Annotated in this window: 14 protein-coding genes; 3 read left to right on the top strand and 11 right to left on the bottom strand. The window is 44.4% G+C overall.

Translation table 11 applies throughout. The features are described from left to right. Positions 1-10: 10 nt before the first annotated feature. Both ACHUFW_RS03515 and purL read right to left on the bottom strand, forming a co-directional pair. Positions 11-1,567 carry a cytochrome ubiquinol oxidase subunit I gene (locus ACHUFW_RS03515; RefSeq protein WP_394200636.1) on the bottom strand — a complete coding sequence of 519 codons (1,557 nt, stop codon included), beginning with the start codon at positions 1,565-1,567 and terminating at the stop codon, positions 11-13. 1,238 nt (positions 1,568-2,805) lie between these two features. After that, entirely contained in the window at positions 2,806-6,687 is a 3,882-nt protein-coding gene (gene purL, locus ACHUFW_RS03510) for a phosphoribosylformylglycinamidine synthase (protein WP_394201122.1), read from the bottom strand. 329 nt (positions 6,688-7,016) lie between these two features. On the opposite strand from purL, the gene mltF reads away from it, so the two are divergent. Continuing rightward, entirely contained in the window at positions 7,017-8,447 is a 1,431-nt protein-coding gene (gene mltF, locus ACHUFW_RS03505) for a membrane-bound lytic murein transglycosylase MltF (RefSeq protein WP_394200635.1), read from the top strand. A gap of 597 nt (positions 8,448-9,044) precedes the next feature. Here the strand turns inward: mltF and tadA are convergent. After that, positions 9,045-9,521, bottom strand: a complete 477-nt coding sequence (tadA, locus tag ACHUFW_RS03500) for a tRNA adenosine(34) deaminase TadA (RefSeq protein WP_394201121.1) — start codon at positions 9,519-9,521, stop codon at positions 9,045-9,047. A 214-nt stretch (positions 9,522-9,735) separates the two neighbouring features. On the opposite strand from tadA, the gene ACHUFW_RS03495 reads away from it, so the two are divergent. Next, positions 9,736-10,557: a GGDEF domain-containing protein gene (locus ACHUFW_RS03495; RefSeq protein WP_394200634.1), complete on the top strand. Its 822-nt coding sequence runs from the start codon at positions 9,736-9,738 to the stop codon at positions 10,555-10,557. A 44-nt stretch (positions 10,558-10,601) separates the two neighbouring features. Here ACHUFW_RS03495 and ACHUFW_RS03490 read toward each other — a convergent pair whose 3' ends face one another. From ACHUFW_RS03490 to guaB, 3 genes are all read right to left on the bottom strand, one after another. Beyond that, positions 10,602-12,431, bottom strand: a complete 1,830-nt coding sequence (locus ACHUFW_RS03490) for an acyltransferase family protein (protein ID WP_394200632.1) — start codon at positions 12,429-12,431, stop codon at positions 10,602-10,604. A 317-nt stretch (positions 12,432-12,748) separates the two neighbouring features. Beyond that, a complete protein-coding gene (gene guaA / locus ACHUFW_RS03485; protein WP_394200631.1) occupies positions 12,749-14,326 on the bottom strand; it encodes a glutamine-hydrolyzing GMP synthase in 1,578 nt (525 codons plus the stop codon). 103 nt (positions 14,327-14,429) lie between these two features. Further along, positions 14,430-15,896 (bottom strand): IMP dehydrogenase, encoded by a 1,467-nt coding sequence (guaB, locus tag ACHUFW_RS03480; RefSeq protein WP_394200630.1) that lies wholly within the window; start codon positions 15,894-15,896, stop codon positions 14,430-14,432. A 119-nt stretch (positions 15,897-16,015) separates the two neighbouring features. Between guaB and xseA the strand changes: the two genes are divergently transcribed. Next, entirely contained in the window at positions 16,016-17,344 is a 1,329-nt protein-coding gene (gene xseA, locus ACHUFW_RS03475) for an exodeoxyribonuclease VII large subunit (RefSeq protein ID WP_394200629.1), read from the top strand. Between the two features lie 120 nt (positions 17,345-17,464). Here xseA and der read toward each other — a convergent pair whose 3' ends face one another. The 5 genes from der to ispG form a co-directional block, all read right to left on the bottom strand. Next, on the bottom strand, positions 17,465-18,934 hold the full coding sequence (der, locus tag ACHUFW_RS03470) for a ribosome biogenesis GTPase Der (protein WP_394200627.1): 1,470 nt from the start codon (positions 18,932-18,934) through the stop codon (positions 17,465-17,467). Positions 18,935-19,027: 93 nt separating this feature from the next. Further along, positions 19,028-20,215 carry an outer membrane protein assembly factor BamB gene (gene bamB, locus ACHUFW_RS03465; RefSeq protein WP_394200626.1) on the bottom strand — a complete coding sequence of 396 codons (1,188 nt, stop codon included), beginning with the start codon at positions 20,213-20,215 and terminating at the stop codon, positions 19,028-19,030. An 11-nt stretch (positions 20,216-20,226) separates the two neighbouring features. After that, positions 20,227-20,838, bottom strand: a complete 612-nt coding sequence (locus ACHUFW_RS03460; RefSeq protein WP_394200624.1) for a tetratricopeptide repeat protein — start codon at positions 20,836-20,838, stop codon at positions 20,227-20,229. Between the two features lie 13 nt (positions 20,839-20,851). After that, the gene (gene hisS, locus ACHUFW_RS03455) at positions 20,852-22,126 is read right to left on the bottom strand and encodes a histidine--tRNA ligase (RefSeq protein WP_394200623.1); all 1,275 of its coding nucleotides are present in this window, start codon (positions 22,124-22,126) and stop codon (positions 20,852-20,854) included. Positions 22,127-22,264: 138 nt separating this feature from the next. Further along, a complete protein-coding gene (gene ispG, locus ACHUFW_RS03450; protein WP_394200621.1) occupies positions 22,265-23,380 on the bottom strand; it encodes a flavodoxin-dependent (E)-4-hydroxy-3-methylbut-2-enyl-diphosphate synthase in 1,116 nt (371 codons plus the stop codon). Positions 23,381-23,386 lie beyond the last annotated feature (6 nt).

Below are 23,386 nucleotides of genomic sequence, written 5' to 3'. Positions count from 1 at the left end.
GATCTCCTGTTTAGGCGTCTAGCTTTTCAAAGTGATAACGGCCAGTCTTCAAGCAGCTTGGACCTTGCTTCGCGAACTTAATCATTAAGAACAGCTCAATAACGAGTAGCACTGTGTAGAACAAGGTAATACTGATAATACTGAACCAAAGGTCACTTACAGTTAAGCTCGACGCTGACATGAATGTCGGCAGAACTTCTGAAATGGTCCATGGTTGACGACCATATTCGGCAACAAACCAACCACACTCAATGGCAATCCAAGGTAGCGGCAAGCTGTAAAGTGCAGCTTTAAGTACCCAAGGCTTCTCATCAATCTTATGGCGTGTGCTTTGCCAGAACGCTGCAGCAAATACGAACAACATCACCACACCTAAACCAACCATCACACGGAATGACCAGAATAGTGGTGCAACTGACGGAATCGAATCTTTAGCTGCCGCTTTAATTTGCTCTTCAGTTGCATCAACAACATTTTCAGTATAACGCTTGAGCAATAGGCCATAACCTAAGTCAACTTTGGCTTCTTCAAATGCCGCACGAAGCTCAGGTGTTTCATTACCAGCACGTAATTCAGTCAACATGGCGTATGCTTCCATACCGTTGCGAATACGGACTTCGTGCTCGTCGATTAAATCAATAATCCCGGTAACTTCTTCATCTAATGAACGGGTGGCAATAATACCCATTGCATATGGAATCTTGATTGCATAATCGTTGTGCATCGTTTCACTGTTAGGCATGCCAACCACAGTAAATCCAGCTGGAGCAGGTTCTGTATGCCATTCAGCTTCAATCGCTGCTAGTTTAACGCGTTGCGCTTCACCCACTTTATAGCCAGACTCATCACCTAGTACAATTACAGATAAAATCGATGCCATACCGAAGCTCGCTGCGATTGCAAATGAGCGTCTTGCAAAAGGTAGATCGCGTTTTTTCAAAATATAGTAAGCACTAATCGATAGTACGAACATGGCACCAGCAACATAACCAGAAGCCACAGTATGTACAAACTTAACCTGTGCAACTGGGTTAAACAGTACCTCTGCAAAGCTGGTCATTTCCATACGCATGGTTTCATAGTTGAATACCGAACCGACTGGATGTTGCATCCATCCGTTGGCCACTAGAATCCACAACGCTGACATATTTGAGCCTAGGGCAACTAACCAAGTTACCGCTAGATGTTGGCGTTTACTGAAGCGATCCCAACCAAAGAAGAACATACCCACTAAGGTAGACTCTAGGAAGAATGCCATCAGACCTTCAATCGCCAGTGGTGCACCGAAGATGTCACCAACATAATGAGAATAATATGACCAGTTAGTACCAAACTGGAATTCCATCGCCAAACCGGTGGTGACACCAAGTGCGAAGTTAATACCAAACAACTTACCCCAGAACTTAGTCATGTCCTTGTAGATTTGCTTGTCTGTCATCACATAAAGCGATTCCATGATGGCAAGCAAGAAGGCTAGACCTAATGTTAAGGGTACAAATAGGAAGTGATACATAGCGGTCAACGCAAACTGCAAGCGCGATAACTCTACAACCTCTTCTACGATCATCAGTGACTCCTTAGGTGCTACTGTCACTTTTCATATTTAGATCCCCATCAACTATGAAAAATGCCTATTTAGGAATTTTATTTTTAAAGGTGTTTGCTTCGCATTTACTCCGCAAACGGCTAAATTTAAATTTTCTATCTTTCGTCGCGAAATTACATCATTAGTGATAAAACAACCCGCCATCGAGACTCGCGTCACATAATTCGCCAATTTTGTGACACCAGACATGCAGCGTGTCGTAACAAAAACAACAAATCTTTATTTCTCAGCAGCTTGCGATTAACAAACTTTAATTTCACCATTAATTTATACCATTGTAATTTGATTCAAATCAATCAAACCCCGCGTGGATAATGGGTTTTGAGCGCTTGGACACACTTCCCACCCCAACACTATTGAAAAACATTTAAAAACATGATAGGAGATGGGTCGCGGCGATATAGAACCAGAAAAAACACCAACATAGCAAATAAACAGCCAATACCCGATAAAACAAACAAAATAACAGATTTAAGGGTAAATTATTTTAACTCTTAACATTTAACAAACAATATCAAAAATCTTAAACTTCAAAAGCTTACCAAAAAAACACAGCATATAGATCACGTTAAAAAATTATCAACGGATAAGTTTTTCTAATTTGATAATGAAATTTTTCTCGTTTGTTGACCGTTATTTAGATTGCTAATATAGCTCCTGTGTTAAGGAGACGGTTTATCAAACCCGGTGAAGCAGCCCGGAAAACCTCGCTCCGCTTACTTAAACTGAAACTTTGTGGAGATACATTATGAAAAACCTATTCGATCGTCTGGTTAACCGTTATAAGCGTACTTTCGTTGAGTTATACACGGCTCGCGAGCTTTAAGACCGCAGTAATTGAAAGTTTTGTTAGCGCAAAACAGCCGCTTTAACAGCCATGTTAAAGCGGCTTTTTATTATCGATAGTGACCTAGCAATCTCTCCACTGCTCAATATAAGTCAAACAGTAATTTAGCATAGCTTAATATTACTATGTTTCCAGTGCTCATACATTTACATTAAAAAAACCGACTAATAGCACTTTCAGTAATTTTGGCTTGCAAACGCTAACTTTGATCAATTTCAGTAATACCTAATCATTTAGACTAAGCTAACTCATTGGTTATACGGTTGTATTTCTTTGTCGATTGGGCACAAAAAAAACGGGCTTCGAAATTTCGAAGCCCGTTTCTAAACCAAAACATTCTACTAGGTTAAAATTAACCTAAATTAGCACGCACATTTCTGAACATACGCATCCAAGGGCTATCTTCACCCCACTCATCTGGATGCCAAGAGTTAGCAACGGTTCTAAACACACGTTCAGGGTGTGGCATCATGATCGTGACACGACCATCTTCACTACAAATACCACTTAGTGCATTAGGTGAACCATTGGGATTTTGTGGGTACTTAGTCGCGATTTGGCCTCGACCATCAACATAACGTAACGCAATGGTTCCTGAAGCTTCAGCGACAGCTTGCGCTTCATTTGAAGCAAACTCTGCACGGCCTTCACCATGAGAAACGGCAATTGGCATTCTTGAGCCTTCCATACCTTGGAAGAACAAAGATGGACTCTTTTGAACTTGTACCAAGCTAAAGCGCGCTTCAAATCGCTCAGAACGGTTAGTCACAAAGTGCGGCCAATGCGCCGTGCCTGGAATGATACCTTTCAGATTAGATAGCATCTGACAACCATTACATACACCTAACGAGAAGCTATCTTCACGCTCAAAGAAGCGGCTAAATTGCTCTCTAGCACGGGCGTTGAACAAGATAGACTTAGCCCACCCCTCACCAGCGCCCAACACGTCACCATAAGAGAAACCACCACAAGCCGCTAAACCTTGGAATTCATCCAAACTAATACGGCCCGATAGGATATCACTCATATGCACGTCGCGGCTCTCAAAACCAGCGCGGTCAAAGGCTGCCGCCATTTCTAGGTGAGAGTTAACCCCTTGCTCACGCAAGATAGCCATTTTTGGCGCAACACCTTTAAGAATATACGGTGCAGCGATATCTTCACTTGGGTCAAAGGTTAAATCAACGGTTAAGCCGGGCTCTGTTGGGTCTTGCTTAAGTTCAAACTCTTCCTTAGCACACTCAGGGTTATCACGCATCGCTTGCATGCGGTACGTTGTCTCAGCCCAAATCGTTCTAAGTTCAGTTCTCGACTCTTGCAGCAACTGCTGCTGACCATGGTTAATGGTTATGCTATCACCTTCAACCAATTGACCAATGCGATGAACAGCAACACCAGCTTGAGCAAATGCTGCGGTGATTGCGGCAACATTGTCACTAGCTACCTGCACCACACCACCCAACTCTTCATTAAACAGTTGCTCAACCGCAGTACCTGACAGTGACCCTAGGTCAATGTCTAAACCAACGTTTCCGGCAAAAGCCATTTCAACTAACGTAGTAAGTAGTCCGCCATCACTGCGGTCGTGGTAAGCAATAACCTCACCTTTAGCCACTAGCGGCTGCATCACTTCGAAGAAACCACGTAACTGTGCAGCATTGTCTAAATCAGGCGCGGTATCACCTAGCTCACCATAAACTTGTGCTAAAGCTGAGCCACCCATACGGTTATTGCCGTTACCTAAATCAAGTAGCAATAGCTCGGTTTCGCCTTTATCGCTGCGAAGCTCTGGGGTGACGGTATTACGAATGTCCTGCACGGCACCAAAAGCAGTAATCACCAATGACATCGGTGAAGTCACCGCTTTATCAACACCTTGATCTTGCCACGCTGTTTTCATCGACATGGAGTCTTTGCCCACTGGGATGGTGAGATCCAACTCAGGACATAACTCTTCGCCAACAGCTTTCACTGCTTCATAAAGGCCAGCGTCTTCACCAGGGTGACCTGCTGCCGACATCCAGTTAGCTGATAACTTAATGCGTTTTAGTGCACCAATATCACTACCAGCAATATTCATAATCGATTCAGCCACAGCCATACGAGCTGATGCACCAAAGTCAAGCAATGCCAGCGGTGTGCGTTCACCCATAGACATTGCTTCACCGGTGTATGCATCAAAGCTTGATGCTGTAACTGCACAATCAGCAACAGGTACCTGCCAAGGGCCAACCATTTGGTCACGATTAACCAAGCCGGTCACACTGCGGTCGCCGATGGTGATCAAGAAGGTTTTCTCAGCTACGGTCGGTAAGCGTAATACGCGGCGCACCGCTTCTTTGATCTCAATCTTACTCTGGTCAATGGCTGGTGACTGCGCTTTGGCCGATACCACATCACGGCTCATTTTCGGTGCTTTGCCTAGTAACACTTCTAAAGGCAAATCAATTGGCTTGTTGTCGAAGTGGTTATCGCTTAGCGATAGGTGACGTTCTTCAGTGGCGACACCCACAACGGCAAACGGCGCACGCTCACGTTCACAAATTGCCGTGAACGTATCTAAGTTTTCTGGCGCAACCGACAACACGTAACGTTCTTGTGATTCATTACACCAGATTTCAAGCGGACTCATTCCTGGCTCATCTGAAGGCACATTACGCAGCTCAAACTGACCACCGCGCTCACCATCATCAACTAATTCAGGAAACGCATTTGACAACCCACCAGCACCCACGTCGTGAATAAACTGGATTGGGTTGTCATCACCCATTTGCCAGCAACGATCAATCACCTCTTGGCAACGACGTTCCATTTCTGGGTTTTCACGTTGTACTGAGGCAAAGTCCAGGTCTTCACTAGACTGGCCAGATGCCATTGATGATGCAGCCCCACCACCTAAACCAATGTTCATTGCTGGGCCACCAAGGACGATCAGTTTAGCGCCAACGGTGATTTCATCTTTTTGAACATGTTCTTCGCGGATGTTACCTAAGCCACCAGCAAGCATAATAGGCTTGTGATAACCACGCACTTCCACACCATTGTGACTGCTGACTTCCTGCTCATATGTACGGAAATAACCTAATAGCGCTGGTCGGCCAAACTCATTGTTAAATGCCGCACCACCTAATGGCCCTTCAGTCATAATATCTAAAGCATTGACAATACGATCGGGTTTACCGTAATCCCCTTCCCAAGGTTGGACAAACCCCGGAATTTTAAGGTTCGATACGCTAAATCCAGTTAATCCAGCTTTAGGCTTAGAACCACGACCAGTTGCACCTTCATCACGGATCTCGCCGCCAGACCCCGTCGCAGCACCTGGATATGGGCTAATTGCGGTTGGGTGATTGTGTGTCTCAACCTTCATTAAGATATGCATAGGTTCGGTATGATACGCGTAAACCCCATCTTGCTCTGGGAAGAAGCGGCCCGCGACATTACCTTCCATCACTGCCGCGTTATCTTTATAAGCAGACAACACGTGATCAGGTGTTTTCTCGAAGGTGTTCTTAATCATTTTGAACAATGATTTTGGCTGAACTTCGCCATCAATCGTCCAATCTGCATTAAATATTTTATGACGGCAATGCTCTGAGTTCGCCTGAGCAAACATCATCAACTCGACATCATTTGGATTACGACCCAAGCGAACAAAGTTATCAACTAAGTAATCAATTTCATCAGGCGCTAATGCTAAGCCTAACTCAACGTTGGCAAGCTCTAATGCGCGTTTCCCCTCGCCAAGTACATTGACGCTGGTAAATTTCGCCGGCTCGGTACGAGCAAACAGCACTTGTGCTTGTTGAAACTCAGGAAGGATCACTTCAACCATACGATCATGAAGTAACCCATTGAGAACTTGCTGTTGTGACTCACTTAAGGCATCCGCTTGGACGTAGTAAGCTACGCCTCGCTCTAAACGCTTAACTTTGTCTAAACCACAGTTATGGGCAATGTCTGTGGCTTTAGATGACCATGGAGAAATGGTTCCAGGACGAGGGGTCACGAAATGAAGCATACCTTCAGGTGCATGGGCTTCAATCGCTGGACCATAAGTCAACAACTTGGCAAGTTGTTGTTGCTCATTTTCCTCTAAAGATTCAGTTAAATCAGCTAAATGGACAAACTCAGCATAGATATCAGTTACTGGCAGTTGTGCACTTTTACACGCTTCCATTAACTTTTGAATTCTAAACGCTGATAATGCTGGGGCTCCGCGGATGATCTCCATCACGTCTATTCACCTTATAAATTATAATTGCAGGGTCAGATCTGGGCGCTATTATAGGGAAATGTCACCGACAAATCACCCGTGTTCTGGCTTCAAAACAAAGTTTCCTGTCATAAAAAAAGGTCTGCGAACAAAAAAAACCATCAATTGACAAACAAAGTCGGTTAACTCAACATTTATGGCACATAATTAGAGCTGAGATAACCGACAGCTCAGGCAAAGGAACCGCCGTTGCGTCAAGGATAACAAGGTCATTATTGCGTTGCGCTAAGCTGTGATATAATTCACTGCTGGATGTAATAAAAACCATTGATAAGACACTCAATTTAATGAAAAAGATTTTACTGATCCTCACCACAACCCTACTACTGGCAGCATGCCAGCCTGTGGTCGTGGAGCCAGTAAAACCCTCAGCGCCATTAGTTAAAACTCACCTAAATGTCGGCACCCTTTATGGTTCACAAATATTTGTCACTACAGGCCAAGGTGAAGCCGGTTTCGATTATGAAATGGCCAGTAAATTTGCCCAGTTCTTAGGTCTTAAGTTGAACATGAAAGCCTATGGCAATATTGGAGAGCTGTACGCTGCGCTGAACAATGGGGAAGTCGACCTACTGGCGGCAGGTCTCACTGACACCGAACACCGGCGCCAGCATTTCCGCTTGGGCCCACCTTTGTATTACGTCAACCAACTATTGGTCTATAAACAAGGTACCCCCATACCAAAAGATGTATCAGAACTAGACGATGTCATCACCGTGATCAGTGACTCATCTTTTGTTGAGACTTTATCGAGTTTGCAAAAGCTCTATCCTGATTTAGTCTGGAATCAAGAGTCTGAAAAAGACAGTGAAGAGCTGCTAGGCATGATAGCCCGTGGCGATATCCGCTATACCATCGCTGACTCAACCACTTTTGAAATCAGCCGCCGATTTATGCCCGAGCTAAGACCTGGGCCTGTGCTGAAAGAAAAACAGCCCATTGTCTGGTTGCTGCCCGCGAAAAACAGTGACCAGTTAATGAGTGACTTACTGAGTTTTTGGCATGGTGAGCGAGTCGCAGGAACGCTAGCCCATCTAAACGAGAAATATTTTGCACATGTCAAACGGTTTGACTACGTCGATACCCGGGCTTTTTTAAGGGCTATTGACAGTAAACTACCGAAATACAAAGATGAATTTATTAAATATGCCGGCGATATTGACTGGCGAAAACTCGCTGCAACCGCCTATCAAGAGTCACATTGGAACCCCAATGCACGCTCGCCAACCGGGGTTCGTGGCCTGATGATGCTTACCCTACCCACAGCGAAACAGATGGGGATCAGTAATCGCCTCGATCCGATTCAAAGTATTAAGGGTGGGGCTAAATATCTCAACGACATTTTAAAGCGATTACCTGAATCTATTCCGGAAAACCAGCGTATGTGGTTTGCCCTCGCCTCCTACAATATTGGTTACGGCCACGTTGAAGATGCCAGACGCCTAGCACAAGGAATGGGGTTGAACCCAAGTGCATGGCGGGATTTGAAGCAAGTTTTACCACTACTTCATAAACGTAAATATTATCAAAAAACCCGCTACGGTTATGCAAGGGGCAATGAAGCCGTGCACTATGTCGACAGCATTCGACGCTATTATGACACCTTGGTTTGGATAGATAATCAAAACCAACAGATCGATGCGCTACCCGATGACACCGAAACCCAAACCGCAGACTCTGCTGTAACAGACGAGATAACCGCGGCCCAGCCTCAATAGTGGTTCGGCAGTGTAACTCTATCCCCAAGAGAATTGGAGTTACAGCGCGACAACAAGCCAATTTATCCCTATGAGCTTAGCTGTTCTTTGTGATTAGGTGTTCTTTGTGATTAGGTGTTCTATGTGATTAGTGTCAATTGGCGCAGTTAAAAAGCTGCAGCTTCAAGTATGAAGGGTATATAAGCAACAACACTAACCTTAAGCACTCGATTTATTTGTCACACAATCGTCACCGTTTTCAACTAAGCTTAGCTAGGTAGATATACGGGTAACAAATTATGAACTAAAGCCTCACCACAAATTAGAATATACCGCTATAATACGAGCACTGGCTACCACCTTTGAGCTGATGAAACCCAAAGTGTATAAGCTGGTTATTGGAGGATAAAATGCGTAGGAAATCTTTAAATAATATGGCTTCTAGACGCCGTACTCAGATGAAAAACCGTCACCAACGTACACTTAATCGTCAAAAGCAGTTTTTCGTCTTTATCAAACCTTCGGAGTGATCCGAAATCATCTAAGTAGAGCATGAAGCGGCTCCGACATGCTCTACCAAATCACAAAATTTCGTCTTAGCTTCAATGAGCATTCGCTTCAATCAGTATCAGTTTGCTTAGCCAATGCTTTGGCCGCTTTTTTCTCTTTTCTACGGCGACGAAAAAAACTACTCAACTGCTCAGCACATTCTGCAGCCAATACTCCAGATGACACCTCGAGTTGATGATTTAACCCGTTGTGGTTAACTAAATTAATCACGCTACCCGCTGCGCCAGTTTTGGCATCGGCGGCTCCGAAAACTAAACGGCTGATACGCGCATGTACCATAGCCCCTGCGCACATAGCACATGGCTCTAGGGTGACATACAATGTCGTATCGAGTAGACGATAATTTTGTAATACTTGCCCTGCCTGCTTAATACAAGCAATTTCAGCATGGGCGCACGGATCGTGATTAGCAATACTCAAGTTATAACCGGTTGCTATCACTTTATTTTCTTTCACCAAAACAGCACCAACGGGTACCTCGCCATTGCGTTCGGCTTCAGCGGCTAGCTCTTGAGCAACCTTCATAAAAAAAATGTCAACTTCCGCTTCAGGCGTCGACGGTGGCAGGACAAAATTATTCATTTATCAATATTAAACCAATTACACTATAAAAGTTGCTAACTTTATAAAATAAATTCCTAGAACAACTTGGTTCTTTCAGGTCTATACTTTTTTGTATAACTTCCGGAAAATGAGCCATCTTGTGTTACCCAAATATGCTAATCAAGCACTTGCTATCATGTTTGCGACTCTAATGACGAGTTTACTCATGTTAGCAACCAGCAGTAACCCAACGCCTCATTCATTTGAGTTGGCTTCAGAAACGATCAGAGTGTTGATTTGTATCATAGCCATGTTTTACATAGAAAGAACGAAATCACATACACAAATATATATCCCTTTGTTGTTAGGGCTGGTGTCGCTATTTTATGGCAGCCTACTAAATATGCTAGACGACATTCAACAAATTAATCACACTACAGTAGACCTTACTGAAGACATTTTAATCACTATTGGGTTTATTCTAGCGATTATTGGCATCATCAATTGGACCTCGCACTACCAATATCAAGTCAAATTACTCGCTAAGCAATCAATACATCATCAGTTAACTCAAGTTTTAAATCGGAAAGGTTGTTTAGCCGCGCTTTACTGCTTAAATCTAGATCATAGCAAACCGTTAGGCATTTTAATCTTGAGTGTTGACCATTTTAAACAATTGAATAGAAGCTATGGTTTCGAAAAAATTGAACTATTACTTCAGCAATTATGCAACCTAATACAGCAACACTGCAGTGATGATTTCCAAATTGGGCACTGGTCTGATGATGAGTTTATCATATTCGGGCATACCGAAGATCAACATACCATCGATGCACTTGCAGGCTCTTTGACTGATACCATAGCCACTCAGATGTTCATCATAGAAGGTAACGTTATCCCGATAACTTTAACGATTGGTATCAGTGCAACCCAGCACCTCAATATCATTGATAGCGTGAAAGCAGCAGAGCAACACCTTTTTGAAAACCAGCAAACAAAACTGCAACCTCCGGTTTAACGTGAAAGTCGTTTCCAACAGTCCAGAGCGATTAAGTAATAGAATTAATCCAAAGCACTCATTAATGGCGATAACCATCGTACACTATCGACTCGATCACCAAAGAACTTTGCACCGACTTCAGTGTGGTGCCCATAATCATAGAAATACTTTTGGTAGTTAGTATTCAGCACAAAACAACGTTGCATGAAAGACTCACAAATATACTCCATACGGTCCAGTACCACTAATTGAGAGTATTGGCTAGCGAGCTTAGTGATCAACTCATTTGACTGCTGAATGAGCATACTCACAGGTCGCTGTTTAAGCTGCAAATAGTGCTTTCTATTAATTTCATCGACATCTGACTTGTCAATCTGCGTAACCGGTTTATCATTGGCAAGAACATTGAGTAAAAAGTCCGCATAAGTGCGGCTACCAAAAACTTCAAATTCATAGATGTTGCGTACAACTACAGTGAGCTTTTCATCCGCGATTGCTTGGGCTATCACCACGGGCAGATGCGTCATGTCTTGAGGTTTAAACTGGCTGACAAATATCACTATGTCCGCTGAAAGATAATTTTCAGACTGAAATAATTGTTGGTCTATTTCACCGAGCTCCACGCCAAAACGAGCGAGTTGAAACGCTTGTTTAGCAGTCTGACTGGCGTCTAACACATTGTACAAATCTTTTGAATGGGAGTTACCAACCAGCAAGACTCGCCGCCTTTGGTCAAACTCATCAAACCATAGTTGATTGTCATATTCATTGTTTAACACACCATATTGATCATCTGCTGTACGCTGCCTTAGCAGATTCCAACTCTCGACCTGAAGTTGACGATTTTCTGCACGATAGCCACCTAATACTATCTGTTGTCTATCTGGCAATATTTGCTGCACACCAAGAGATAAAACCCCGGTTGATGCAATGATAAACAGCATCGTCCCCATAAAAGACGACTTAAAAATAAACTGTCGCTTAAACCGCCCTCGATCTCTAAACGGCATTTCAATAAAGCGCCAACTAAAATAAGATAATATTAAACAGCCTAGGACTAAACTTGTCATCAACCATAAACTGGGCTGAGAGAAGTGACTATATTTAACCAAAGCAAAAATAGGTTGATGCCATAAGTAAGCGCTGTAACTGATTAAACCAATACCGACTAACAAGCGTTGACTCAATAAACCGTATACCCAAGTACCTTTATGCGCCGCTAAAATAATTAGCAAAGTGCCAACGGTTGGCAATAAGGTGTACAAACTCGGAAAAGGTGTGTGGTGGTCAAATAACACAACCGCTGCAATCACCATCATTAAGCCAATAAAGCTTAAGGTCTGCTGAGCTTTGTGTGGCATTTTTTCAGGCTCTGCATGAAGTAAATAAAATGCAGCAAAAACGCCGATTAGCAGCTCCCAACCTCGGCTGGGTAACAAATAAAAATTTGCGCTAGGTTTATTAAAAGCGGCCCAGTGTGCTAACGCTAAGCTAAGGAAAAATAGCATCGCCAATATTGCTATCAATTTGGTTTTGCCAAAACGCCAAGTTAGCATTAAGAGCAATGGGAAAAAAATATAATATTGCTCCTCAACGGCAAGACTCCATGTATGCAGTAAAGGCTTTAATTCTGCCGCTGTCGCAAAGTAGTCACTTTCAGCCCAAAATAATATATTCGATGAAAATACACTTACCGCAATAACACTTTGGAAAAAATCTTCCAAATCCAAGGGCATTAAGATGTAACACGCTGGTATAACAGTACAAGCCATAACAAAGAATAAAACCGGAAGTATTCTCCTAGCTCGACGTTCATAGAAAGTAATAATACTGAATTTTCCTTGTTCAAATTCAGTCAGTAAGATGCTGCCAATAAGGTAGCCGCTAATCAAAAAAAAACGTCCACACCAACAAAGCCACCGCTGAAAAAACTAAAGCCTGCGTGAAACAAAATGACGGGGATAACCGCAATGGCCCGCAAACCATCAATTTCTTTACGATAGCGCATGCAACTCTCCCTATATCTAATCCCTGAATTTGAAACGAAGAATTATTTAACTTTGAGTATAAGAAAGGATTTATAGATTAGCGAAGTCAGCAACAAAAACAGCACACCCCAGCGCGAAACAGTTGATGAAATACCCAAAAAAAAGCCAGTAGCAAACACTACTGGCTTTTATTACAAAACGGACAAAATCAATTGCGTTTCTTATTCCCACTCAATCGTCGCTGGCGGCTTACCAGAAATATCATAAACGACGCGAGAAATGCCGTCGATTTCATTGATAATTCGGTTAGAGACACGACCTAGGAAATCATAAGGTAGTTGTGCCCAGTGTGCTGTCATAAAGTCAATGGTTTCAACCGCACGCAGGGAAACAACCCAATCATATTTACGACCATCACCCATCACGCCAACAGAGCGTACCGGTAGGAATACGGTAAAGGCTTGACTGACTTTATGGTAAAGCTCAGCCTTATGCAGTTCTTCAATGAAGATGGCATCAGCGCGGCGTAATAGGTCACAGTACTCTTTTTTCACTTCGCCAAGTACGCGTACACCAAGACCAGGTCCTGGGAACGGATGACGATAAAGCATGTTATAAGGTAGACCCAGCTCTAAACCGATTTTACGGACTTCATCTTTAAACAGCTCACGTAATGGTTCAACAAGTCCCAACTCCATATCATCTGGTAAACCACCAACATTGTGGTGAGACTTAATAACATGGGCTTTACCGGTTGCGCTGCCAGCAGACTCAATCACATCAGGGTAAATCGTTCCTTGAGCTAGCCATTTCGCATTAACGCACTTCTTAGATTCTTCATCAAAAATATCGACAAATACATGACCGATGATTTTACGCTTAGCTTCAGGATCGGCTTCTCCGGCAAGTGCATCAAGGAAGCGGTTTTCAGCATCAACATGAACAATATTCAAACCGAAGTGATCACCGAACATCTCTAGTACTTGGTCAGCTTCATTGAGTCGCAACAGGCCATTGTCAACAAATACACAAGTTAACTTATCGCCAATAGCACGGTGCAATAACATCGCAACAACGGAAGAATCAACACCACCAGATAAGCCTAGAATAACCTCATCGTCACCGATCTGCTGCTTTAAACGCTCAACAGCATCTTCAATAATTGATGCCGGTTTCCAGTTGGCTTCACACTGACAAATATCCAAAGCAAAATGCTCAAGCATGCGCTTACCTTGGCGAGTATGAGTTACTTCAGGGTGGAACTGCACGCCATAAAACTGCTTGTCTTCATTGGCCATTGCCGCATAAGGGCAGGTATCAGTATTAGCTACCGCAACAAAGCCTGCAGGAATTTCTGAGACCTTATCACCGTGGCTCATCCATACGTCAAGTAGTGGCTTGCCGTCTGAGCTAACCGCATCTTCAATGGCTTTGAACAATGCTGATGGTGCTTGAATTTCTACCTGCGCGTAGCCAAACTCACCTTCACCTACACCTTGAATCACTTTACCACCAAGCTGCTCTGACATGGTCTGCATGCCGTAGCAGATACCCAATACTGGCACACCGGCATTGAACACATATTCTGGAGCACGAGGCGAGTTTTGGGCAGTGACACTTTCAGGGCCACCTGCAAGGATAATTCCGTTAGGTGCAAACGCTTTAATCTGTTCTTCAGAAACATCCCATGCCCAAAGTTCGCAGTAAACACCGATTTCACGAATACGGCGGGCAATCAATTGCGTGTACTGAGATCCAAAATCAAGAATGAGGATCTTATGATCATGAATATTGCTCATGGATAACCTTTTATCTTTAAACTTATTTATTAACCGAACAGCGCTAATCTTATTAGCGACTGAGGATATAAATTGGGCGACACAGTGTGTCGCCCAACATCAATTATGAACCGCTACGGTAGTTCGGTGCTTCTTTACTGATAGTCACATCATGAACATGAGACTCGCCCATACCCGCAGAAGTCACTTTGACAAACTCCGCTTTCTCATTTAGATCTTTGATCGTTGGACAACCCGTCAATCCCATGCATGAACGCAGACCGCCCATGTGTTGATGGATGATCTCTTTAAGCTTACCTTTATACGGTACGCGGCCTTCAATACCTTCAGGTACTAGCTTGTCAGCAGCGTTATCGCTTTGGAAGTAACGATCTGAAGAACCTTGAGTCATCGCACCTAACGAGCCCATACCGCGGTATGACTTATATGCACGGCCATTGTATAGCTCGGTTTCACCTGGTGCTTCATCGGTACCGGCAAACATTGAACCTGCCATAATACAAGATGCTCCAGCGGCAAGTGCTTTAGCTAAATCACCAGAGAAACGAATACCACCATCAGCAATCACTGGAATACCTAAATCTTTAACTGCAGCGGCAGCGTCAGATACGGCAGTGATTTGCGGTACACCTACACCAGTAACAATACGAGTCGTACAGATTGAGCCTGGGCCGATACCCACTTTAACGGCGTCAACACCTGCTTCAACCAGCGCTAATGCGCCTTCAGCGGTAGCAACGTTACCACCAACAATCTGTAGTTCTGGGTATTTAGCACGCGTATCACGAATACGCTGAAGAACGCCTTCTGAGTGGCCGTGAGATGAGTCAATCAACAACACATCAATACCCGCTTTAACGAGCGCATCAACGCGCTCTTCATTGCCGGCACCAGCACCAACAGCAGCACCAACACGCAAACGACCTAACTCATCTTTACAAGCATTAGGCTTACGCTCGGCTTTTTGGAAATCTTTTACGGTAATAAGCCCTTTAAGCTTAAAGTTGTCATCAACAACTAATACCTTCTCGACGCGATGAGCGTGCATCAGTTTTTGCACTTCATCTAGCGCTGTTCCTTCAGGAACGGTCACTAGACGCTCTTTTGGCGTCATCACTTGATCAACAGTGCGAGTCCAGTCAGTAATAAAACGCACATCACGGCCAGTAATGATCCCCACAAGTTCATTGGCTTCATTGACAACCGGGTATCCAGCAAAGCCATTTTTCTTGGTAAGGACTTTTAAATCTTCAAGTGTGGTAGTCGGTGTAACAGTAACGGGCTGTTGTACGATACCTGCTTCATAGATTTTTACTTGGCGAACTTCCTCGGCTTGCTGCTCAATACTCATGTTTTTATGGATAAAACCGATACCACCTTCTTGTGCCATCGCAATCGCTAGGCGCGCTTCGGTCACTGTGTCCATTGCAGCAGACACAATTGGCATATTCAGTTCGATCTTTTTGGTTAAACGAGTTTTTAAAACAGCAGTGTTAGGGAGTACAGTCGAGTGTGCAGGGACAAGCAATACATCATCAAAGGTAAGTGCTTCTTTTTTTAGGCGTAGCATGGCAACATCTCCCCATGTAGGTATGATTAGAGGTAAAATATTGCGGCGGGATTATACCTTGCATATTGGGCTTGGTAAATGGAAAATAGGAAAAAAGTCGCTTTAGATGCAAAATTCTTATGAAAATGCCGAAAAATAATGTTTACACTGTGTCTCGACTCAATGGAGAAGTCAGACAACTGCTCGAAGGTGAATTAGGCAAGATTTGGTTAGAAGCAGAAATATCTAATTTTGCATCACCCGCTTCAGGTCACTGGTATTTAACCTTAAAAGATAGTCACGCCCAAATCCGCTCAGCCATGTTTAAAGGCAAAAATCGTACGGTAACCTTTAGGCCAAGCAATGGCCAACAGGTTTTAGTCAAGGGCGCCATTAGCGTTTACGAGCCGCGCGGAGACTATCAATTAATCATCGAATCTATGTTACCTGCGGGTGATGGACTGCTCGCTCAGCAATATGAAGCATTAAAAATGAAGCTGGCAGCCGAGGGGTTATTTGCCCAAGAGACTAAACGCCCACTGCCTAAAGGCATCACACGCATTGGTGTTATCACTTCTCCCACTGGTGCAGCCATTAAAGATGTACTACATGTGCTTGAGCGCCGCGACCCATCAATCGAAGTCATCATCTACCCCGCTATGGTGCAAGGAGATGGTGCAGAACACGCATTATGCCACGCCATTGATATCGCCAATCAGCGCCAAGAAGTCGATGTACTACTATTAACTCGCGGCGGTGGTTCACTCGAAGATTTATGGTGCTTTAATAGTGAGATGTTAGCCCATTGTATCTATAACAGTGCACTTCCAGTGGTCAGTGCGGTCGGTCACGAGGTTGACCATACCATCAGTGATTATGTCGCAGACCAGCGTGCCCCTACACCATCTGCAGGTGCTGAGTTGTTGTCAGCAGACGCAGAAAATAAAGCGCAACACCTAGCCAGTAAACAGTTAAGATTACGCCAAGCTTGGCAACATTATTTATTGCGTCAATCACAACGTAGCGCCCAATTAGATCACCGTCTAGCTCGCCAAGATCCCAAAAGACGCTTGCAGCAACTCGAGCAAACTTTTGATGAAATGCAGCTTAGGTTGTGTAATGCCCTGCAAAGTCAGTTGCAACAATTAACCCTTAGGCAGCAAAATTTGCGTCTACGGCTCAATAATCAAAGCCCAGCGCACCAATTAAATCATGCTAATACCCAACTAACATCATTATCTAGCCGCTTAGATCAAGCGCTGGGTATCAAGATGAAAGATCTGCAACGCCAGCTCCATACTGCCGCCCACCAGCTCGAGGCAGTCAGCCCACTAGCAACATTAACTCGTGGCTACAGTATTACTCAAGACAGTCAGGGGAAAGTCGTTCAATCTAGTAGTGATTTAGCAGCTGGTGATGTGATCACGACCAAACTGTTACAAGGTGAAGTCAGCTCGAAAGTGCTTTAACGCTTTTGGGTTTGAGCAACAAATCCCGCATCATCACAGGGCAAGGTGTCACTCACACAAAAAAGCCAGCAAATCTGCTGGCTTTTCTTATGACAAAAGGTCGAACACTCGCTGGTTGAGCTATTTCTTCTTGTCTTTAATATGACTCATCATACGTTTACGACGACGCTCTTGGCTTACCGTTAGCTTCTTGCTGTTCATCCCTTCAAATGGGTTGCCACCCTCTTGGAAACGCACTTGAATCGGCGTGCCCATAACCTTCAATGAACGACGGTAGTAGTTCATCATAAAGCGCTTATAGGAGTCTGGCAGCTTCTTAACCTGATTACCATGGACAACCACGATTGGTGGGTTATAACCACCAGCATGAGCATATTTTAGTTTAACTCGGCGACCATTAACTAATGGTGGTTGGTGATCGTCTTGTGCCATCTGCATAATACGCGTCAACATCGATGTACTTACCCGGCGAGTCGCACTTTCATAGGCTTCTTGCACAGACTCAAACAGATGGCCAACGCCGGTACCATGCAGAGCAGAAATAAAGTGAATACGCGCAAAATCAATAAAGCCAAGGCGACGGTCCAACTCGCTTTTAACCCGATCTTTCACTTCTTGATCAATACCGTCCCACTTGTTCACTGCGATCACTAATGCGCGGCCCGCATTAAGTGCAAAGCCAAGTAAACCCAAATCTTGTTCCGCTATGCCTTCACGAGCATCAACAATCAATAACACCACGTTGGCATCTTCAACGGCTTTTAGGGTCTTAATGACGGAAAACTTTTCAACGGTTTCATGAACTTTACTGCGACGACGAACCCCAGCAGTATCGATAACGACGTACTCTTGACCATCACGTTCAAGGGGAATGTAGATACTGTCACGGGTCGTGCCTGGGGCATCATAAACCACCACGCGTTCTTCACCTAGAATACGGTTAGTTAGCGTTGATTTGCCCACATTGGGCTTACCAATAATCGCTAACTTGATCGGCAAGTCTTGCAAACGTTGCTGCTCAGCTTCCGCTTCCTCTTCGGTGTATTCACGCACATCTTCTTGCTCGTCACCTTCACCAGCTCGATCGATTCCCATCGCTTCAGCATAAGGCGTCAGTGCATACTCAATCATGTTGGTAACACCGCGGCCCTGTGATGCCGCCATTTGGTAAACTTCACCTAAGCCAAGTGACCAGAACTCAGCACACGCTGAATCAGCATCAATACCGTCAACTTTATTGGCAACCACAAAGGTGACTTTTTCACGGCGGCGCAGATGATCAGCAATCGCTTCATCGGCAGCAGTCAAACCTGCACGCGCATCAGTCAAAAACAGCACCACATCCGCTTCTTCAATCGCGGCGAGGGACTGCTCAGCCATACGAGTTTCAATACCTTCTTCAGTGCCATCGATACCACCAGTATCAACAACAATGAACTCATAGCCTGACAAATGCGCACGGCCATACTTACGATCCCGAGTAAGACCAGGGTAGTCGGCAACAAGTGCGTCACGAGTACGGGTCAGTCGATTAAATAACGTCGACTTACCTACGTTAGGTCTACCTACTAAGGCTACTACTGGAATCATTTTCTTGCCTCTAATTCACAAAACTTACTGATATTTAAAATAAAAAACCCCCAGAACAAACGTCTAGGGGTTTTAAAACCTAATCCGCTTATTTTAAGGGAGCGTTATTCTAACGACTTTTCCGCCTCGCGTCTGTATATAGATGCGATCATTTACCACAAGCGGTTGACTATATAGGCCAGAGCTGTCGACTTGGATTCGGCCAACAATCTTACCCGTGCTACGCTCAAGGAAATGCAAGTAGCCTTCAAAGTCGCCAACAACGATATAATCTTTATAAGCTGCTGCTGCCGTTAAGCCACGGTTAGTCAATTCGCTATTGCTCCAAGACTCGAGGCCGTTACGTCTATCGACGGCGTAGATACGACTATGGTCATCAACCAAAATCAGATTTAAGCCAGATAGCGCCAACTCATTAAAGCTAGAATATTTACGCGACCATACAACACGGCCTGAACGTAACTCCATCGATACCAAGTTGCCATTATAGCTAACCGCAAACAGGTTCTCACCTATGATAAGCGGCTGCATATCAACGTCCGCCATACGAGTAAATTCATTACCCCCTTTTGGCGTGTACACAGCCTGCTCCCACGCGGCTTGACCATTATCTTTAATCACTACAGCCACTTTACCGTCTGCGGTGCCAACGAAAAATCCGCCAGCTTCAAAACTTGCAGAACCAGTACCACGTAATGTTAACGTAGGTAGCTTGGTCTCATAAGTCCAAAGCTTCTCGCCATCTTCGATATTAAAGGCTTCAAGATTACCTGAACCTGTGTTCACCACTACGACATCATCACCGACCGTCGGCGCAGAAAGTAATTCGCCACCTGCCATTACATGCCATTTAGTGTCACCGGTTTCAGCATCTAGTGCGCCAAACAAGCCACTTTCACCACCGATAAAGACTTTGTCTCGTGCCACGGTCACACCTGCAGCAAGACGAGCACCTTTATTTTTAGCTAATAAATTATCTTTAAAGGCAGAGCTAATATCTTTGCTCCACAGCTTATCGCCAGTTGCTTCATCAAAAGCACTAATTTCACCAAAGCGATCTGCAACATACAGCTTGTCGTAGCGAACCGCAGGGCGAAGGTTGGAGTAATAATCACCTACCCCTTCCCCTACTTGGGTGCTCCAACTAATCTCAGGAAAAACAGTCGCTTCGATTTCCGTTAATTCACTGACAACTTCCTCTTCTACATCACTAGAAGAGCAAGCCGATAACAGGCCAATACTTAATCCGCAGGCAAGCAGCGTTTTACACCAAGACTTCATGGGCAGCTTCCTTATGCCTTGTTCAGATTATCAAGCTTCATTTGCAGTGCTGGGCTAGTGCTCAGACCGCCGTTATCAATCGCCGCCTGATAAACAGCTTTAGCTTTATCAGCATCACCCTGACGCACTAAGAAGTCACCTTTTAGTTCATCACGCTGAGCGGCAAATGATGGTGCTGATACTGAATCTAGCGTGGTAATCGCAGTCGCTAATTGACCTTGTTCAGCTTGCACACGCGCAAGACGTAGCGTAGCTACCATCACTAAACTTTCTTCAGGCTTAGCGGCTAAAACACGTTTTAGCGCTTGCTCAGCTTTGTCCAGTTCGCCTGCTTCAACAGCCGCTTTAGCGACCAATAGATCAAGCAGTGATTGATAACCTTGCTGTGAGTGATTCTTAGCAAAATTCTCCGCGGCAGTTAACATTGAGCCAGAATTAACGCTTGCAACTTGAAACGCTTCTGAAGCGGCTTGAGCTTGCGCAACTTGATGATCTGAATAATAGTTCCAGCCATAAAGGCCACCAAAGCCTATCACTGCACCGCCAATAATGGAGGTACCATAATCTTTCCAGAACTGTTTGATAGCATCGACTTGTTGTTCTTCTGTGCTATAGATTTCCACTTATACTTCCCCTTTAAATCAGTTCTGCTATATGAGTTGCTAGTGCATCACGAGCAACTAATTGTTGTTCTTTATCTTCACGTAGGTGCTTTAATGCAACTTGATTATTGGCCAGTTCATTCTCACCAATAACTAACGCGATTTGCGCTCCGCTTTTATCGGCGCGTTTCATCTGCTTCTTAAAGTTACCGCCACCACAATGGCTCATTACCTTAAGTGTTGGCAAAGCATCACGCAAGCTTTGTGCAATTTTAATCGCTTCAATCTTTGAAGCATCACCCATTGCAGTGACATAGACATCAACGGCACCTTTAACATCATCAGTCAACGCTAGGGTTTCTAACATTAATACGATGCGCTCTAATCCCATTGCAAAGCCAACAGCAGGGGTGTCTTTGCCACCTAGTTGACCAACCAGGCCGTCATAACGACCACCGGCTAATACCGTACCTTGCGCCCCTAAACTATCGGTAACCCATTCAAAAACGGTACGATTATAATAATCTAAGCCACGTACTAAACGCGGGTTGATTTTGTATTGGATGCCAACAGCGTCAAGTAGTTCACATAAATGTGCGAAATGTGCTTTGGTTTCTTCACCCAAATAGTCATCTAAGGCGGGAGCGTCGACTAAAATCGCTTGGATATCTGGATTTTTGGTATCTAAAACACGCAGAGGGTTGCTGTACATACGACGCTTAGCGTCCTCATCCAACACTTCTTTATGCTGCTCTAAAAAGGCAATGAGAGCATCACGATAGACACTGCGCTCTTGCGGATCGCCCAAGGTGTTCAACTCAAGCGTGACATGTTCTGTGATACCTAACTTTTGCCACAAACGCGCAGACATCATCAGCACTTCGGCATCCATATCGGCACTAGCAATACCGTAGATTTCAACACCAAACTGATGGAACTGACGATAACGCCCTTTTTGAGGACGCTCATGGCGGAACATTGGCCCCATATACCAAAGACGCTGTTCTTGGTTATACAACAAGCCATGCTCGTTACCGGCACGTACCGTTGATGCAGTGCCTTCTGGTCGTAAGGTAAGATAGTCCCCGTTACGATCTTCAAAGGTATACATCTCTTTTTCAACAATATCGGTTACTTCACCAATAGAGCGTTTAAAAAGGTCTGTACTTTCAACGATAGGAGTACGGATTTCACTGTAACCGTATGATGCTACAGTTTCACGAATTACTGTTTCTAACTTTTGCCACAATGGACTTTGAGTAGGCAGAATGTCATTCATTCCGCGAATCGCTTGGATCTGTTTTGCCACGTTATGACTCATCCGACTTAAACTAAAAAATAAAAAGCGCCCCGCATTATAGGCGCTTCAATACTAAACGCAAAACTGGCTAACACACCAGTCATCCTGTTACTCGCCGTTTATTGGCGAAACCTGTAACAAGGAAAATTACTTAGAGATATCCTTTGCTGGAATACGCTCATCCATCATCGCAACTTTGGCGCGGATTTTAGCTTCTAAAGAGTCGACAATATTGTCATTGTCGAAGCGCTCTTTTTGACGCACACCATCATCGTAATAACCGCTTTTACGATTACCGCCAGTAAGACCGATATCTGACACCAATGCTTCGCCAGGGCCATTGACCACGCAGCCAATAATAGACACATCCATTGGCGTGACGACATCTTCAAGACGTTGCTCTAATTCGTTAACCGTGGCAATCACATCAAACTCTTGGCGTGAACAAGATGGGCAGGCAATAAAGTTGATGCCCCGCGAGCGAATACGCAGAGACTTCAAAATATCAAACCCGACTTTAATCTCTTCAACGGGATCGGCTGCCAAAGAGATGCGCAAGGTATCGCCTATTCCTTCGGCTAGCAGCATTCCCAGTCCAACGGCTGATTTAACTGAGCCTGCGCGAGCACCACCGGCCTCAGTAATACCGAGGTGCAATGGTTGTTTAATCTGCTTAGCAAGTAAACGGTAAGACTCAACGGCAAGAAACACATCTGAGGCTTTTACACTGACTTTAAACTGATCAAAATTGAGCCTATCGAGAATATCAACATGACGCATGGCCGACTCAAGCAGGGCCTCAGGCGTTGGCTCTTTATACTTATCCATCAAGTCTTTTTCTAAAGAACCGCCGTTCACGCCTATGCGAATAGGAATGTTTTTATCTCGCGCGCACTCAACCACATTACGAATGCGCTCTTCGTTACCGATATTGCCTGGGTTAATGCGTAAACAATCAACCCCATACTCGGCCACTTTCAAGGCGATTCGATAATCAAAGTGAATATCTGCAACCAATGGCACACTTGTCTGTTGCTTGATTAGCTTAAATGCTTCCGCCGCGTCCATGGTAGGAACCGAAACACGTACAATATCCGCGCCGACATTTTCCAAAGACTTAATCTGCGCAACCGTTGCCGCCACATCTGTGGTGCGGGTGTTAGTCATTGACTGCACGGCAATTGGGGCGCCATCACCAATCGGTACATCACCGACATAGATACGAGTCGATGGACGGCGAATAATGGGGGATTCGTTATACATGATCAA

It is taken from the genome of Shewanella waksmanii, from assembly GCF_043643685.1.
Taxonomy (GTDB): Bacteria; Pseudomonadota; Gammaproteobacteria; order Enterobacterales; family Shewanellaceae; genus Shewanella; species Shewanella waksmanii_A.
This window is presented reverse-complemented; position numbering and strand designations above follow the sequence as displayed.

Bases quoted from the DNA above. Each gene is read 5' to 3' on its own strand.
- ACHUFW_RS03515 (WP_394200636.1), bottom strand. From the start codon at position 1,567: ATGATCGTAGAAGAGGTTGTAGAGTTATCGCGCTTGCAGTTTGCGTTG.
- purL (WP_394201122.1), bottom strand. From the start codon at position 6,687: ATGGAGATCATCCGCGGAGCCCCAGCATTATCAGCGTTTAGAATTCAA.
- mltF (WP_394200635.1), top strand. From the start codon at position 7,017: ATGAAAAAGATTTTACTGATCCTCACCACAACCCTACTACTGGCAGCA.
- tadA (WP_394201121.1), bottom strand. From the start codon at position 9,521: ATGAAGGTTGCTCAAGAGCTAGCCGCTGAAGCCGAACGCAATGGCGAG.
- ACHUFW_RS03495 (WP_394200634.1), top strand. From the start codon at position 9,736: ATGTTTGCGACTCTAATGACGAGTTTACTCATGTTAGCAACCAGCAGT.
- guaA (WP_394200631.1), bottom strand. From the start codon at position 14,326: ATGAGCAATATTCATGATCATAAGATCCTCATTCTTGATTTTGGATCT.
- guaB (WP_394200630.1), bottom strand. From the start codon at position 15,896: ATGCTACGCCTAAAAAAAGAAGCACTTACCTTTGATGATGTATTGCTT.
- xseA (WP_394200629.1), top strand. From the start codon at position 16,016: ATGAAAATGCCGAAAAATAATGTTTACACTGTGTCTCGACTCAATGGA.
- der (WP_394200627.1), bottom strand. From the start codon at position 18,934: ATGATTCCAGTAGTAGCCTTAGTAGGTAGACCTAACGTAGGTAAGTCG.
- bamB (WP_394200626.1), bottom strand. From the start codon at position 20,215: ATGAAGTCTTGGTGTAAAACGCTGCTTGCCTGCGGATTAAGTATTGGC.
- ispG (WP_394200621.1), bottom strand. From the start codon at position 23,380: ATGTATAACGAATCCCCCATTATTCGCCGTCCATCGACTCGTATCTAT.